Annotated in this window: 15 protein-coding genes; 10 read left to right on the forward strand and 5 right to left on the reverse strand. The window is 50.6% G+C overall.

All coding sequences use genetic code 11. The features are described 5' to 3' along the window. Positions 1-26: 26 nt before the first annotated feature. Positions 27-1,508 carry a guanosine-5'-triphosphate,3'-diphosphate diphosphatase gene (gppA, locus tag VP504_RS11745; RefSeq protein WP_325891323.1) on the reverse strand — a complete coding sequence of 494 codons (1,482 nt, stop codon included), beginning with the start codon at positions 1,506-1,508 and terminating at the stop codon, positions 27-29. Between the two features lie 24 nt (positions 1,509-1,532). After that, entirely contained in the window at positions 1,533-2,831 is a 1,299-nt protein-coding gene (rhlB, locus tag VP504_RS11750) for an ATP-dependent RNA helicase RhlB (RefSeq protein WP_325894039.1), read from the reverse strand. Positions 2,832-2,944: 113 nt separating this feature from the next. On the opposite strand from rhlB, the gene trxA reads away from it, so the two are divergent. The 6 genes from trxA (at position 2,945) to fre (ending at position 8,859) form a co-directional block, all read left to right on the forward strand. Continuing rightward, positions 2,945-3,271, forward strand: a complete 327-nt coding sequence (trxA, locus tag VP504_RS11755; RefSeq protein ID WP_325891324.1) for a thioredoxin TrxA — start codon at positions 2,945-2,947, stop codon at positions 3,269-3,271. A 188-nt stretch (positions 3,272-3,459) separates the two neighbouring features. Beyond that, positions 3,460-4,725 (forward strand): transcription termination factor Rho, encoded by a 1,266-nt coding sequence (gene rho / locus VP504_RS11760; protein WP_002535468.1) that lies wholly within the window; start codon positions 3,460-3,462, stop codon positions 4,723-4,725. Positions 4,726-4,903: 178 nt separating this feature from the next. Further along, positions 4,904-5,902: a hypothetical protein gene (locus VP504_RS11765; protein ID WP_325891325.1), complete on the forward strand. Its 999-nt coding sequence runs from the start codon at positions 4,904-4,906 to the stop codon at positions 5,900-5,902. An 85-nt stretch (positions 5,903-5,987) separates the two neighbouring features. After that, positions 5,988-7,868 (forward strand): 4-hydroxy-3-polyprenylbenzoate decarboxylase, encoded by a 1,881-nt coding sequence (gene ubiD, locus VP504_RS11770; RefSeq protein ID WP_325891326.1) that lies wholly within the window; start codon positions 5,988-5,990, stop codon positions 7,866-7,868. A 3-nt stretch (positions 7,869-7,871) separates the two neighbouring features. Further along, positions 7,872-8,150, forward strand: coding sequence for a 2Fe-2S iron-sulfur cluster-binding protein (locus VP504_RS11775; RefSeq protein WP_039849450.1), 279 nt, complete (start codon positions 7,872-7,874; stop codon positions 8,148-8,150). Continuing rightward, positions 8,140-8,859, forward strand: coding sequence for an NAD(P)H-flavin reductase (gene fre, locus VP504_RS11780; RefSeq protein ID WP_062712914.1), 720 nt, complete (start codon positions 8,140-8,142; stop codon positions 8,857-8,859). The genes VP504_RS11775 and fre overlap by 11 nt, the downstream gene beginning before the upstream one ends. 75 nt (positions 8,860-8,934) lie before the next feature. On the opposite strand, the gene VP504_RS11785 is transcribed toward fre, so the two are convergent. Continuing rightward, positions 8,935-9,804: a carboxylate/amino acid/amine transporter gene (locus VP504_RS11785; RefSeq protein ID WP_325891327.1), complete on the reverse strand. Its 870-nt coding sequence runs from the start codon at positions 9,802-9,804 to the stop codon at positions 8,935-8,937. Between the two features lie 93 nt (positions 9,805-9,897). Next, positions 9,898-10,323 carry a universal stress protein gene (locus tag VP504_RS11790; protein WP_062712919.1) on the reverse strand — a complete coding sequence of 142 codons (426 nt, stop codon included), beginning with the start codon at positions 10,321-10,323 and terminating at the stop codon, positions 9,898-9,900. Positions 10,324-10,945: 622 nt separating this feature from the next. On the opposite strand from VP504_RS11790, the gene uspB reads away from it, so the two are divergent. The 4 genes from uspB to VP504_RS11810 all read left to right on the forward strand — a co-directional run bounded on the left by uspB (position 10,946) and on the right by VP504_RS11810 (position 14,824). Continuing rightward, the gene (gene uspB, locus VP504_RS11795) at positions 10,946-11,284 is read left to right on the forward strand and encodes a universal stress protein UspB (protein ID WP_062712922.1); all 339 of its coding nucleotides are present in this window, start codon (positions 10,946-10,948) and stop codon (positions 11,282-11,284) included. 107 nt (positions 11,285-11,391) lie between these two features. Beyond that, a complete protein-coding gene (locus VP504_RS11800; RefSeq protein ID WP_325891328.1) occupies positions 11,392-12,516 on the forward strand; it encodes a mechanosensitive ion channel family protein in 1,125 nt (374 codons plus the stop codon). Between the two features lie 62 nt (positions 12,517-12,578). Next, complete coding sequence (locus VP504_RS11805; protein ID WP_325891329.1) at positions 12,579-13,763, forward strand: NAD(P)/FAD-dependent oxidoreductase; 1,185 nt, start codon at positions 12,579-12,581, stop codon at positions 13,761-13,763. Positions 13,764-13,939: 176 nt separating this feature from the next. Further along, the gene (locus VP504_RS11810; protein WP_325891330.1) at positions 13,940-14,824 is read left to right on the forward strand and encodes an aldo/keto reductase; all 885 of its coding nucleotides are present in this window, start codon (positions 13,940-13,942) and stop codon (positions 14,822-14,824) included. Between the two features lie 34 nt (positions 14,825-14,858). Here the strand turns inward: VP504_RS11810 and VP504_RS11815 are convergent, their stop codons facing one another. Beyond that, positions 14,859-16,301, reverse strand: a complete 1,443-nt coding sequence (locus VP504_RS11815; protein ID WP_325891331.1) for a coniferyl aldehyde dehydrogenase — start codon at positions 16,299-16,301, stop codon at positions 14,859-14,861. Positions 16,302-16,383: the final 82 nt, after the last annotated feature.

Here is a 16,383-nt window from a genome sequence, read left to right on the forward strand (position 1 = left end):
CGTGCTTTTTTGTGCCTTCAGCTTACTTACGCGATAGTCAGTGGCCAGTGATTATCGCTCTGGCGCTCTGCTTCAAGCGTCAACTCAGTCGCCATCAGCACATTTGTGTTCAGCCAGTTATCAGGCAGCGTCAGCTCAAGCGTATCGCCGTCGGTTTTTAGCGTGAAAGCAGGGATCGCTTTGCTGTCACGACGATGGCAGAGGATCACGGACAGGCGCAATAAACGCAGCAGGCGGTTGGCGCTGTTGGGGGAAATCGCACTTTGCGGTGCCACTGGAACCAGTTGCTCGCGATAGTGCCGCAGCACTTCTGCCAGCAGTTTTTTCTGCGCGCGGGTAAAGCCGGGCAGGTCGAGGCTATCGAGCAGGTAAGCGGCATGCTCACCGTCCTTTTTAAAGCCTATGCTCATACCGATTTCATGTAGCTTCGCAGCAGCATCAAGCATCAGGGGGGCGACAGGTTCTGCAATCCAGCCTTCACCGCATTGTTGCAGCAGGCTTTGGGCTGTTTTCGCGACGTTGTCTGCGTGGGTATCGTCCAACTGGTAGCGAGACTGTATGCTCTGAATGGTACGCTTTCGGATGTCCTGCTCGGACATTGTATCCATCATGCCATACACCAAGCCTTCCCGCAGCGCGCCACCAGCCAGCGTCATTGACTCGATATCTAAATCCTCAAATATCGCAATCAGGATAGAGAGGCCGCTTGGGAACACTAAAGCACGTTCTAACGTCAGGCCGTCGATATCGAGCTCTTCTACTTGCCCAAAGCCGATCGCCTGCTTGCGAAGGCGGTGGAGCTTCGCCAAGGTGATGGTTTCATCCATACCTTGCGCAACCATGATCTCCTGCAAGGCCTGTACTGTGCCGCTGGCACCTACACAGACATCCCAACCGAGTTCGCGATAGCGTTTGACGATAGAGGAGAGCACGGCTTTCGCGTCTTCAATCGCGAGATTGAAACTCTTTTCGGTGAGTGAGCGATCTTTGAAGTGCTTCTCCAGCCATGTTACGCAGCCCATATCCAGGCTGGTCAACGCCGCAGCATCAAAGCCTTCACCGATAATCACTTCGGTACTGGCGCCACCGATATCTACCACCAGACGTTTGCCTTTACCGCCTGAGGTGTGTGCCACGCCCTGATAGATGGTGCAGGCTTCTTCTTCACCGGTGATCACACTGATGGAGTGGCCAAGAATTTGGTTGGCATGCTTGATAAACACATCGGCGTTTTTGGCGCTGCGGAGGGCGGCGGTAGCGACGATGCGGATATTGTCTGAAGGAATATCCTGAAGGCGCTCAGCGAACAATGAAAGGCAGTCCCAGCCGCGCTGCATGGCTTCGTCACTGAGATTCAAATTGCTGTCGAGGCCGGAGGCCAGGCGTACTTTACGTTTGATTTTTGCCAACGTTTGCACGCTGCCCTGAACTTCACGAACAACCAGCATGTGGAAGCTGTTTGAACCGAGGTCAATGGCAGCGTACAGGGGCGAACGCGCGTTTTCCATGCTCTGTGGTTACCCCTGATAAATTTACGCTTTGTTGGTCGACGGGCGACGACGGCCGCGGCCACGTGATTGCGAGCCAGATTTGCCGGAGGTGTTACGGCGGCTGTTTACCTGGCGTGGGCGATGTACCTTGATAGGTGCAGGCAGATCAGTTAACAGGGCATCTTCGTTATATTCAGATACCGGAATGGCATGGTCGATGTATTCTTCGATCGCTGGCAGGTTCACGGCATATTCTTCACACGCGAAGCTGATAGACGCACCACTTGCACCAGCACGACCGGTACGGCCGATACGGTGAACGTAATCTTCACAGTCATCTGGTAGGTCGTAGTTGAATACGTGGGTTACCTGAGGAATGTGCAGACCACGGGCAGCAACATCGGTTGCAACCAGAATGTCTACATTGCCTTTTGTGAACTCTTCCAGAATCTTAACGCGTTTCTTCTGAGGAACATCGCCAGTCAGCAGGCCTGCACGCAGGTCGTCGGCTGCCAGATGACCCCAGATGTCTTCACAGCGATGCTTAGTGTTTGCAAACACGATTGCACGTTCTGGCCACTCTTCCTCAATCAAGGTTTGCAGCAGGCGCATCTTGTCGGTGTTCGACGGGTAGAACAGTTCTTCCTTAATACGGTGACCAGTCTTTTGCTCAGGTTCAACGACCACGTGCTCAGGGTTGGTCATGTGCTCAAACGCTAGTTCCTGCACGCGGTAGGAAAGGGTCGCTGAGAACAGCATGTTCAGACGGTCTGCCGGTGCCGGCATACGGCGGAACAGGAAGCGGATGTCTTTGATAAAGCCCAGATCGAACATACGGTCGGCTTCATCAAGCACGACGGCTTGAATACCACGCAGGTCAATCACGCGCTGTTTGTAGAAGTCGATAATACGGCCACAGGTGCCGATTAAGATATCGACACCTTCTTCAAGCACTTCTTTTTGCTTCTCATACGCTTCGCCACCGTAGGCAAGACCCGCAGTCAGAGAGGTTGAAGCCAGCAGCGGAGCAGCATCGTTATAGATCTGGATCGCAAGTTCGCGCGTTGGTGCCATGATGATAGCGCGCGGACAGTTTTTCTTGCGGTCGGCAGGTGCCTCCGTTGTCAGCAAATGGTGGAAAGTCGCAGTCAGGAATGCCATCGTCTTACCTGTGCCCGTCTGGGCCTGTCCTGCAATGTCTTGGCCGGTGAGCAGGACCGGCAATGCCAGAGCCTGGATAGGGGTGCAATTATGAAACCCTTTTTCTTCCAAACCCTTGATAACATCGGCGTGAAGACCGAAGTCGGCAAATTTCTGCTCTGTGAGATGCGTCATTTTCATCCGCATAGAATATCAGCTTAGGCTTGCAATACGATAGTGAATACATTCAAATAGTGCGATGATTTACTGGTTGGTATATCACCAGTGACAAAAAATAATCATTGGAGTGAAAGATGAGCGACAAGATTTTGCAGCTGACCGACGACAGCTTCGACGCAGATGTTATCAATGCTGCAGGCCCTGTACTGGTTGATTTCTGGGCAGAGTGGTGTGGTCCTTGTAAGATGATCGCCCCGATTCTTGACGAGATCGCTGACGAATACGAAGGGAAGGTCACTATTGGTAAACTGAATATCGACCAGAACGCAGGTACACCACCTAAGTTCGGTATCCGTGGTATTCCTACTTTGCTGCTGTTCAAAGACGGTGGCGTAGCAGCAACCAAGGTTGGCGCTCTGTCTAAAACTCAGCTGAAAGAGTTCTTGGACGCAAACCTGTAATGTGACACAGAAGCCGTGACCATCCCCGGACACGGCTTAATTCTTTCCGTCACCTAGACAGCTTTCCAATCTGGTGCTAACTTATTGCACGTAAATCGTACATTTCTGTTCATTCCTCGATCACACCCTTGATCGCTAAACCCTAACTAACTCAGACTTCAAATTTGACTGACAAGACACCTACCACTATGAATCTTACCGAACTGAAGAATCAGGCCGTTTCCGAGCTTGTAGCCTTAGGCGAAAGCATGGGCCTTGAGAACCTCGCCCGCCTCCGTAAACAAGACATCATCTTTGCCATCCTTAAGCAGCACGCGAAAAGCGGCGAAGATATTTTTGGTAACGGTGTGCTGGAAATTCTTCAGGACGGTTTCGGCTTCCTGCGCAGTGCAGACAGTTCTTATCTGGCTGGTCCGGATGACATTTATGTGTCTCCAAGCCAGATTCGCCGTTTCAATCTGCGTACCGGTGACACCATTTCAGGCAAAATCCGCCCACCGAAAGACGGTGAGCGTTACTTCGCCCTGTTGAAAGTGAACGAAGTTAACCACGACAAGCCCGACAATGCCCGTAACAAGATCCTGTTTGAAAACCTGACTCCACTGCATGCCAACGAGCGTATGGTGATGGAGCGTGGTAACGGTTCTACCGAAGACATTACAGCGCGTGTGCTGGATTTGGCATCGCCAATCGGTAAAGGTCAGCGTGGTCTGATTGTGGCGCCGCCAAAAGCGGGTAAAACCATGCTGCTGCAAAACATTGCGCAGAGTATTGCTTACAATCACCCAGAATGTGAGCTGATGGTACTTCTGATCGATGAACGTCCGGAAGAAGTGACCGAGATGCAGCGTTTGGTTAAAGGTGAAGTGGTTGCCTCAACCTTCGACGAGCCAGCAAGCCGTCACGTTCAGGTTGCTGAAATGGTGATCGAGAAGGCGAAGCGTCTGGTTGAACACAAGAAAGACGTGGTTATCCTGCTCGACTCCATCACTCGTCTGGCGCGTGCATACAACACCGTAGTACCAAGCTCAGGCAAAGTACTGACCGGTGGTGTGGATGCCAACGCATTGCACCGTCCGAAGCGCTTCTTCGGTGCGGCACGTAATGTAGAAGAGGGCGGCAGCCTAACTATCATTGCCACCGCACTGGTTGATACTGGTTCGAAGATGGATGAAGTTATCTACGAAGAATTTAAAGGTACAGGTAACATGGAATTGCACCTGTCCCGTAAGATTGCTGAAAAGCGTGTCTTCCCAGCGATTGACTTCACTCGTTCAGGTACCCGTCGTGAAGAGTTGCTGACCAAGCCTGACGAGCTTCAGAAGATGTGGATCCTGCGTAAGATTGTTCACCCAATGGGCGAAATCGAAGGCATGGAGTTCCTGATCGATAAGTTGGCGATGACCAAAACCAACGACGAGTTCTTTGAAGCGATGCGTCGTCAAAAATCATAAGACGCGCCAGGCTTTCCAAAAAAGCACCGCTAATGCGGTGCTTTTTTATTCTGCTCACGAAGACTCTTTGCTCTATTTATAATCTTATTGGTTGCTAAAACTGAAACAGATCATCAGAATTGAGGCAAAATCGCCAACCAGTCAGCGAAAATGGATCAGCTGACGCAGGATTTCCGGGATGAAACGAGTACTGATTTTATTCGCTGTTATGTTGCCAACCCTGTTGCTTGGGGTGTCAAGTGCTGTGACGCTTTCTCCCAACGACGTGGCAGCACACATGGCCGATCCTGCCTCCGTCTCCAAAATCCTGCGTGCCACGAAATTGTTCGATGAAAACGATATCGATGCGCTTAAAACGTACCTGGACTCCCTGCCTGAACTGCAAAAAGAAGAAGCCTTGACCGTTCTGGCTCGCAGGGCGCTCGATTTTTCAACCATGACGCCAGAGCGTGAAAAGTTCCTAGTGACCATCAGCAGGCAGCAACCTAAATACCTAGTAAAAAGTCAAGGTGATGGCTTTTGGGTCACCATGCCAGCGTTCAACTACGCTGGTGAAGCCAAGTGGGTGCTCAACCGCTGGCAAATCAAGCTGATGCAGGATGAAGCGATACGCCTGCTGAACTACAATCAGTTGAACCTTTCCAAGTGGCTCTCTTTCTCTTCCAACGATTATGCACTGCGCCGTGAAGCGATAGTGACCCTTGTGCCAACGCTAAACAAAACCATGCTAGATAAGCTGGTGGCTTTGTATCTTGATGATAAAAACATGGTATGGAGCCCTGATAACGGGCTTTTGGCAGCGCTCGCTGAGAATACGGATGATGTCAAACTGTACGATCTACTCTGGCTACGCCGTACTGATAGCTATAGCTTAGCGGCGCTACAGAAGCTGGAAATACCCCCTATCACTGCTAAACATATCCAACTGATGATCGCCGCCACTGCTAATCCCGTACTGGCGGAAACTGCCATACGTCAGTTGGCCGGATTGAATCCTTTGCCTCAAAACGTCAAAGACTTCCTGCAAAAACAGATTGCTGATCGCCAGCGTGGAAAAGATATTGCAGCAATCATTGCGCAGAAAGGTCACAAAGAGTGGCTGCGTGAGTTGGAAGCTCAGTCTTCGGGAGTGATCCGCAGAAATATCCGCAATGGACTCGAACAGGTAGAAGGCTAATTACCTTAAGGATTCTTACATATCCGCCTGTTCAGGTTTCATCGGCTCGTTATAATCGAACCAATACACCTCAGCCGGGAAGGTTATGAAATATACTGACTTACGCGTTTTTATCGACCATCTAGAATCAGTGGGCGAGCTTAAACGTATCTCTCACCCTGTCAGTCCGGATCAGGAGATGACAGAGATTGCTGACCGCGTTTTGCGCGATGGTGGCCCTGCGCTCTTGTTTGAAAACCCCATCGGATATGACATGCCCGTACTGGCCAACTTGTTCGGCACGCCGAAGCGCGTGGCGATGGGTATGGGACGCAGTGAGGTCAGAGAGCTTCGTGAAGTCGGCAAATTGCTGGCCTACTTGAAAGAACCCGAGCCGCCAAAGGGCTTCAAAGACGCGATTGAAAAGCTGCCTGTATTTCGTCAGGTGCTGAACATGCCTGCGAAACGTCTTCGCAAAGCACCGTGTCAGGAAGTGGTGTGGCAGGGCGATGAGGTCGACCTCGATAAGGTGCCAGTGATGAGCTGCTGGCCGGGCGATGTCGCACCATTGCTGACCTGGGGGTTAACCATCACACGCGGTCCCAACAAAAAGCGTCAGAATCTTGGAATTTACCGCCAACAGAAAATCGGTAAGAACAAAGTCATTATGCGTTGGCTCGCACACCGTGGTGGGGCGCTTGACCTGCGTGAGTGGATGGAAACCCATCCAGATAAGCCATTTCCGATTTCAGTCGCTTACGGTACGGACCCAGCGACCATTCTCGGCGCGGTGACCCCGGTGCCGGATACCCTGTCTGAATACGCGTTTGCTGGCCTATTGCGTGGCAGTAAAACCGAAGTGGTGAAAAGCCTGAGTAACGATTTGGATGTACCCGCGAGCGCGGAAATCGTCATGGAAGGCTACATCGACCCGAATGAGTTTGCGGATGAAGGCCCTTACGGCGACCATACCGGTTACTACAACGAGGTTGAACGCCATCACGTGTTTACTGTGACTCACGTGACCATGCGCCAGAAGCCGATTTACCACAGCACATACACCGGGCGTCCGCCAGATGAACCTGCCGTTTTGGGTGTGGCACTCAACGAAGTGTTTGTGCCTATCTTGCAAAAGCAGTTCCCGGAGATTGTCGATTTCTATCTACCACCGGAAGGCTGCTCCTACCGCGCTGCAGTGGTGACCATGAAGAAGCAGTATCCAGGTCATGCCAAGCGCGTGATGATGGGCGTGTGGTCATTCCTTCGTCAGTTTATGTACACCAAGTATGTGATTGTTTGTGATGAAGACGTGGACGCGCGCGACTGGAACAGTGTGGCTCATGCGATGACGACCCGCATGGATCCGGTGCGCGATACCCTGATGATTGAGCATACCCCGATTGATTCCTTGGACTTCGCATCTCCTGTTGTTGGCTTGGGCTCGAAAATGGGTCTGGATGTCACCAAGAAGTGGGAAGCTGAGCTTTCAGGTTATGCTAATGACGACGCACGTGTTGCGGACAGCGAAGAGATTGAATCCCGCGTTGCGGCTCTTAAAGCAGCACACAGTGCACTGACAGATGTCTACCTGCCGCCGGAAGCCCATGCAAACGGCATGGTGATGGCGACCATCAAGAAACAGGCGGTTGGTGATGGCCCACGAATCATTGAAGCGATTTGGAATTCGCTTGGGGAAGTGGCGGATGTGAAGTTTGTGATGGTGTTTGATGAGGAAGACGTCAACATCCGCGACTGGAACGATGTAATTTGGGCAATAACCACCCGGATGGATCCGGCTCGTGATACCCTGTTGCGCGCAAACGCGCAGGATGATGAGTCACAGGCTCTGCGTCCGGGGTCTAAAATGGGATTAGATGCGACCAACAAATGGCCGGGTGAATCGGTTCGTGAGTGGGGAACGCCAATCAGCAAAGACCCGCTAACTGTCGCGAATGTTGATGAAATGTGGGATAAACTGGGTCTCTAGAACATGTATGCGGTACACCTGATGCCTGCCGGAACGCAATTTTCCGTATCCGGACACCAGACATTATTACAAGGCGCGCTCGACGCAGGGGTACCTTTTCCTAACCGTTGCCAGATTGGGGCTTGTGCAAGCTGCCTGTGTCGGCTGGTTGAAGGCGAGGTGAGATATCATCTCGAACCAATGCTGACTGAACAGGAAAAACAACAAGGCTGGATCTTTGCCTGTCAGGCCATTCCATGCAGTGATCTGGTGGTTAGTTTTGAGGAAAGCGATGACTATTAAATGTGAAGTTACGTCAGTGTCGTCACTGACCAATAACACTTATCGAATTTTATTGAAGCCTGAACAGCCAGTGAGCTACAAAGCAGGTCAATACCTGTTGGCGGTGATGGGCGAGAAAGACAAGCGTCCGTTCTCGATTGCAAGCAGCCCATGTCGCCAGAACGGCCATGAACTGGAACTGCACATCGGTGCGGCAGAAGAAAATGCCTACGCGATGGATGTGGTGAAAGCGGCTAAGGCGACATTGGAAAAAGGCGACAACTCTTTTGTGATTGAAGCGCCACACGGTGATGCCTGGCTGCGAGAAGAACGCCAGCGCCCGTTGGTCTTGATTGCGGGCGGTACGGGCTTTTCTTACGTACGCAGTATGGTTGACCATTGCCTGAGCCAGAACTTTGCGCAGCCAATCTTCCTGTACTGGGGTGGCCGCGACGCGAGCCAGCTGTACGCCAATGACGAAATGGAAGCACTGGCACTGAAGAACGGCCTCCTGAACTACATCCCGGTGGTTGAAAAGGCGCCGGAAGCCTGGAATGGCAAAGTGGGCAACGTGCTTGAAGCCGTGATGGAAGATTTCGTATCACTGTCTGCGTACGATGTTTACATTGCTGGCCGATTTGAAATGGCAGGCGCTGCCCGCGAGATGTTCTGTAACGAACGTGGCGCAGAGCGAGACCACCTGTTCGCGGATGCTTACGCCTTCCTGTAAGCGCTGAAACAGAAGATAACCAAATAGCAAAACACCGCCAGATGGCGGTATTTTTTGTTTATAGGCTTGGAAGAATTAGGCGGCCGCTTCGATTTTCTTTTTCACCCAGGTTTCATTGAGCCAAAGTGACGCCAGAATCACCACGCCGCCAAACGCTAATGTCATCAGGTCAGCATCGCGGTTCCAAATCAGCACATTCACAATGATACCTGCCGGCACCAACACATTGTTCATCACGGCCAGCGCGCCTGCATTCACAATGGTCGCCCCCTTGTTCCACAGGAAATAGCCTAAACCGGAAGCGATAGTGCCAAGGTAAATCAGAATACCCCACTGCAGGTTGGTGGTGGGCAGTTTGTCGGTGCTGCCAAGTAGCAGGAATGCGGGCAGGGCAACACACAGGGCGCCAAGGTAGAAAAGACCAAACACAGTACGCTGAGGCACCTCAATCTTGGTACGCTCCATTACCACCTTGTAGCCGACCTGACCAATTGCAAAACAGAGATTTGCACCCTGAACAATTAGGAAACCCAGCATAAAGTTCGGGTTCACCGAGGAAAACTTGATCACCACCGCACCTAACACCGCCAATGCCGCTGTAATCAAATACCAAGGCGAAAAACGACGATTCAGCAAATCGTAGGTGAGAGTGACATAAACAGGTGTGAAAACCGTGAACAGCAAGACTTCAGGTACAGAAAGGAAGAGGAAAGATTGGTAGTAGAAGCAGTACATCAAGCCAAGTTGAATGCCGCCGATAGCCATCAGTTTTAACATCAGTGGTTTAGGTATGCCTTTCAGGCGGAGGAACGGTAGGAAAACCAATGCAGCCAGAGCCACACGGGTGACAACCGAGAACCAGGCGTCGACCTGCCCGGCGAGATACACGCCAATCAAACTGAATGAAAATGCCCACAGTAGGGTGACAAACGATAGATACCCCATTTCCTTTCCTTAAAATCATTAAAATTGCCGCCAATTCTAATGAACTTGGCGGCAATGTGTAGCGATGTTAAGCTGGACGGATGAGCGCTGTGATCAACTTGGCAGCGGCACCATCAACATGTCTACCGGTGTTTTGTTAATAAGCTGTTTGGCTGATGAGATGAGTGTGCTCCAGAAATCCTGATGGTGGCCACACAGCACCAAATCAATTTCATAGTGGCTGATGGATTCAGTGATCTCTTCCGCAAGATCACCACTAGCAACCAGCGTATGCGCCACAGGATACTCTGCATACCGCGCGAGCGCATTCAGTTGAGATTGTGCTTCATCGATAATACGGTTGCGGGTCTCCACCAGATTCACATCAATAAGGCCGGTATAGAGCTGCGCATAGTTCACATCAATATGAATGAGTGAGAGTTTTGCCCCCAAAGGTGCTGCCAATGCCGCCCCTTTTTGCACTAACACCTCACTGTCAGAGGACAGATCCACCGCCACCAAAATGTGTTTATAGCCCATAGCCTGACTCCCATTAAGTCAATGATTACAGATGAAAACTACCACTGTCTCTGTGCGAAGACTGTTGCCTGGATCTCACTGCCGATGTGCTTTTTAAGAGGCTGCTACCAATACGGTTTTTTCCACGACTAAAAACACTCGCCTAAAAGACAGAATAGCTATCAGACTGATAAAAAAGAAAACAATCGCTGTTTGGGGAGCGCTGCCCCAGCGCAAAGAATATGCAGTTTGGGTTGGCGTTTTCGGCATCAAATCTATACTTAAAGTAAACGCGGGTCCGAAAAAAAAAGCGTCAGGGTGACGCGTGATAGCAAAGCGTAAGCCATGAACCTTGATGAATGATGCGCAGGCAACAACTCATTACTGAGATTTTAAGCCATCTGGCGTCAAGCATACGTATCAAACAATTCTAGTCTGATCTAACGTTTTGCGATGTCATTGTGCAATTAAATTAATATCAACAATGCATAGTGAGTGATTAAACGAAAATTGTATTAGGGGAAGACGGAAAGACCCTGTTCTTCATTGAGTTTTACCGACAGACGCGGTGCTTAATAAACTGCCTCTGTGATGGATAACCCCGAAACGGGTTCTAGCCATCAGAAACACTGGGAGATGAACCATGAGCGGAGACGCCTTAATTATTGCGATTTTTTTCGTCACACTGGTTAACATCCTGCGCTATCTAAGCTCGCTGCGAACGCTGCTGGTGATGATGCGAGACGCCAATCCGTTGTTGTATCAACAGGTAGCGCGGGGAAATAACTTCTTTTCGCCACAAGGCGATATCAGCCGCCAAAAACGCCTGTACCACTACATTCGCAGTCAGGAATACATGCATCACCATGATGATGCGTTTATTGCCAAATGTAATAAAGTCCGTCACCTATTCATTCTTTCTACGGCGCTGGTGCTCTCACTGGTTATGTCCCTCTTTTTTGTGGCATTTGCAGGACTTTGAATCGCGAAAACCATCACAAACTCAATTCTTATAAAACGTTGGCAGATGTCGGCGTTTTTTTTGTTAACCTTCTGACTTAGTAGATACAAAAAACGTCGGAGCAGGGTTTGGACAGATTTCTTGCGTGGTGGCAGCAAAGTGCCAAAGGATTGGATTTTAACTGGCTGGAGCATATCGGCTTGATGTTGGGCGCAGCAGCAATCGCCTGGTTGGTTTGGCGACTGGTGCTCAGCAAGCTGATGGAAGTCTCAAAGAAAACCCGCACCCAGTTGGACGAAATTGTCCTGAAGGTCATTAGTACGCCAGTGAGCGTATTTATCTGGTTATGGCCAACAACCTTTGCGGTTGGCAGCTTGATGGATGCCAGTACCAATGTCGGTACAGATTGGCTGACCATATCTCGACGGGTGCTGGTGATCGTGTTGATGCTCTGGGTGATGCTGCGTTTGGTGAATGCCATTGAAGCCTATTTATCCCAGTCGGATAAACGCGACCAGACCACAGTATCCGCGATCGGCCATGTAATGCGCCTGTTGCTCGCCTTTATTGGTGTACTGACGCTGCTGCAGGAGTTTGGCATCAGCCTGACTGGTCTTCTCACCTTTGGTGGTGTCGGTGGTCTGATTGTTGGTCTGGCAGCGAAAGATTTGCTGTCAAACTTCTTCGGTGGCCTGATGATTTACTTTGACCGTCCTTTTAATGTCGGCGACTGGATTAACTCTCCGGACAGAAACATCGAAGGCACGGTTGAGCGTATTGGCATGCGCATGACCATGATCCGTACTTTTGAAAGCCGCCCTATATACGTGCCGAATTCGGTGTTCAGTAGCATCGTCGTACAAAACCCATCAAGAATGCGTAACCGCCGCATCAACGAAACCATCGGCATCCGTTACAAAGATGCCGACAAGATGGGGGCAATCGTCGCTGATGTGAAAAAGATGCTGGAGACCCATCCGGACATCGAACAGAACGCGACACTGATGGTGAATTTCAATGCCTTTGCGGGTTCTTCGCTGGAGTTTTTCATCTACACCTTCACCAAAACCATCAACTGGGCGCGCTACCACGAAGTGAAACAGGACGTAATGCTGAAAATTGTCGAGATTGTTCATGCACATGGGGCTGACTTTGCCTTCCCTACCCGTACTATCGCGTTTGACCGTGATGATGGTATGGAAGCGCAGATCCCGCTTGATCCTGAATTGGCGCCAGCACCGGACAAAAACTAGACTGGCTCCAAGGTGCTCGGGCGGCTACAATGCCGCCCGATTTCGTGTAATGGGCAATAAAGATGAAGCAGTATGATGTAGTGATCATTGGCGCAGGCGCAGCGGGCCTGATGTGTGCCGCGCAGGCAGGTAAGCGTGGTCGCAACGTGCTGGTGGTCGATAACGGCAAAAAACCGGGTCGTAAAATCCTGATCTCCGGCGGTGGCCGTTGCAACTTCACCAACTATGATGTCTCAGCTGCTAACTTCGTCTGCCGCAACAAGCACTTTCCGAAATCTGCACTGGCACAATACAGCCAGTGGGACTTTTTCTCCATGGTTAACGAATACGGAATTGCGTGGGAAGAGCGCGAGCACGGCCAGTTGTTCTGTATCGACTCTGCCAAAGACATCGTTGAAATGCTGCTGAAAGAGTGCGACCTACCGACCGTTGAACATCGTTACCGCTGCGATGTGCATTATATCGAAAAGACCGAAGACAGCTTCATCCTGAAGCTGGATACGGATACCGTAAGCTGTCAGTCACTAGTGGTGGCAACCGGTGGTCTTTCCATGCCGAAGCTCGGTGCAACGCCACTTGGCTACCAAATTGCTGAGCAGTTTGGGCTGGCACGCATACCGACCACTGCCGGTCTGGTGCCGTTTACCCTGCATGATAAAGACAAAACGGCGTTTGCTGATTTGTCCGGTATCGCGATTCCGGTGACCATTACCACCGAAAGCGGCGTGCTGTTTAAAGAAAACCTTCTGTTTACCCACCGCGGTTTGTCTGGCCCTGTGGTCCTTCAGGTCAGTTCTTATTGGACGCCGGGGGAGAAGGTCAATGTCAACCTGCTGCCAGATTTAGACGTGGTGGAAACCATCAAAGCCATGCGCGACAAGCATCCATCACAGAGTCTGAAAAACAGCTTGGCGCGATTACTGCCAAAGCGTCTGGTGGAAGCCATGATTGAGCGTGGCGACATTCATGATAAGCCACTTAAACAGCTAAATCCGAGAGACATTACTGCACTTGGCGATTATCTGCATCAGTGGCACATCGCACCAAATGGTACCGAAGGCTACCGCACAGCAGAAGTGACGCTGGGCGGCGTGGATACGGACGAGCTTTCATCGAAAACCATGGAAACCAAGAAGGTGCCTGGCCTGTATTTTGTTGGTGAAGTGATGGACGTTTCCGGTTGGCTCGGTGGATACAACTTCCAATGGGCCTGGAGCTCAGGCTGGGTAGCTGGACAGCACGTTTGATGAAAAGGCGCCGACGGCGCTTTTTATACCTCTGAGCCAAACCATGAAGACATGGAGCCGGCGATTTTAGACGCGCTGGTTAAATTTGGGTGGTGTATCGCACCTGCAATTGGGTAACTATTCTTCCTTTGCTGAAAGCCTTTATCCTCGCTACTTTAAAGGCGAAAAGGATCACAATGATGCGGGCAGAGAATGGTGATAAATCGATAATTGCTGGCTTTTGGCGCACGAGTGTTTGGGGGCTTTCCGACCAAGCGTTGAACCGTTTTATCTGCGAGCTCATTGATATTGGTGTGACTGATTTTGATCATGCTTATGTTTATCGCAGTGAAGAAAGCTTTGGTGAAGCGTTAGCGCTCTCACCGTCATTACGAAGCCGGGTTAACATCATTACCAAGTGCGGCATTCGAGGTTTAGGCAACGGTGCTCTTGATGCCCGCAGCGTCAGCCATTACGACTCTTCCAAAGAAACTATTCTGTCGTCGGTCGATCATTCGTTGAAAGCGCTTAAAACGGATTATGTCGACACCTTGCTTTTGCACCGTCCAGACTACCTAATGGATGTAGAGGAAGTGAATCATGCATTCAATACACTCAAGCAGCAGGGGAAAGTCCGTCAATTCGGTGTGTCCAACTTTAGCGTGTCTCAGTTCTCTCTATTGCAAGATGCACTGGATGTTACGTTATGCACCAATCAGTTTGAGTTTTCTCCTTTTCACACAGAAGCGCTGGATAGCGGCCTTTTTGATCAATGCTCCCAAAAGCGTATCCGCCCAATGATCTGGTCTTGCTTAGGGGGAGGCAGATTATTTGAGCCAAAGAATGAGGTCACTAAGCGGTTATCCGAAGGGCTGACAGAGGTGATGGAAGACGTTGGTGTCTCCTCGCTGGCTGAGCTTATCTATGCTTGGGTATTGTCGATACCTAGCCAGCCAAGAATCATTACCGGCTCTGGAAAAATAGATAATATTCGCCCTTTGGTAGAGGCCAGTAAGGTCTCTCTCAGCAGGGAGCAATGGTACCAGATATGGACCGAAGCTGTCGGACACAGCGTAAAATAACTAAAGGCGCCAATGGCGCCTTCGTTGTGTTTATCTAACGCAAAAATAGCTTCAACATTATCTTTTGCCACCATTTACCATAGGGTGGTGCCAGCAGTTTGCCGGGATTAAGTTTGCCACGCTGGAATACGGTTTTTGCGTGGCTGAAGGTACGGAAGCCTTCGATACCATGATAATGCCCCATACCAGATGCACCAACACCACCAAATGGGGTGTCATCCACAGCAACTTGCATGATGGTGTCATTCACTGCGATGGAGCCTGAATGGGTGTAACGGATGGTGTGTTGGATGAAGTCCGAATCGAAAGTCATCAGGTACAGGGCTAATGGGCGAGGCTGATGGCGAAGTGTATTAAGCACATCATGCACATTCTTGTAGGTGATGATTGGCAGTAGTGGACCGAATATCTCTTGCTGCATGATGGCGCTATCCTGTGACGGGTTGATTACCAGATGAAGCGCCATTTTACGTGATTCTGGTAACATAGCAGGGTCGGCCAATGGGATAGTGGTAATGCCCCGCTCATCGGCATCTTCCATCAAATCTGTTAGACGTGAGAACTGGCGGTTAGTGACGATAGCGGTGCGATCATCACTTTGAATGCCTTTTGGATAGGCTTCGTTCCATTTCACTCTTAGCGCTTCGACAAACTCTTCCAGATTATCTTGCGGTACAAACACGTGATCCGGTGCCACGCAGATCTGCCCTGCATTGAGGTTTTTACCAAACAGCAGACGCTCGGCTGCGAGAAACGGATCAATATCTGGCCCAACAATCACGGGTGATTTGCCGCCAAGCTCCAGCGTTACGGGCGTTAGGTTTTCCGAAGCCGCTCTCATCACTTTCTTGCCGACTTCTGTAGAGCCTGTGAACATCAGGTGATCAAACGGCAGTCGGGTAAAAGCTTCAGCGACTGAGACATCGCCTTTGACGACACAGACTTTGTCTTCATCAAACACTTCGGCCAGAAGCGCTTTGACTGCCTGTGCGGTCAGCGGCGTGAATTCACTCATTTTGAGCATCACGCGGTTTCCTGCCGCAATTGCAGTCATCAGAGGAATAAGGCTCAGGGTGATGGGAAAGTTCCAAGGAACGATAATGCCGACCACGCCAAGTGGCTGATAATGCACTTCGACTTTGGCAGGGGTTAGCAGTAATCCGGTAGAACGGCGCGACGGTTTCATCCAACGTTTCAGTTTGCGCTTGGTGTAATGCAGCATCTGGAAGCAAGGTAGGATGTCTGCCATCAGAGAATCGGTACGACTGCGATGCCCGTAATCCTGAGACAGGGCATCGACGATGGTGTCAGCATGCTTTTTTAATGCCTTTTGAAGATGCTTCAGATCCCGGATGCGCTCGGCATAGGCAGGGTAGGGATCTTGGGTAGTCTTGGTGACCAGTTTGGCAAATTGCGATTCCAGTTCGCTGATCTGCTGCTCAGCAGGGATACCAGTTGTCATCGAAACCACAGTCATCAGAGCATCCTCAATATCAAATAACTTCCTTAACATTAAGGTCTGACCAGACTCTGTGCAAGTCTTGTTATCACGGCTTGCG

The organism is Grimontia sp. NTOU-MAR1 (assembly GCF_035758505.1).
Classification (GTDB): Bacteria; Pseudomonadota; Gammaproteobacteria; order Enterobacterales; family Vibrionaceae; genus Enterovibrio; species Enterovibrio marinus.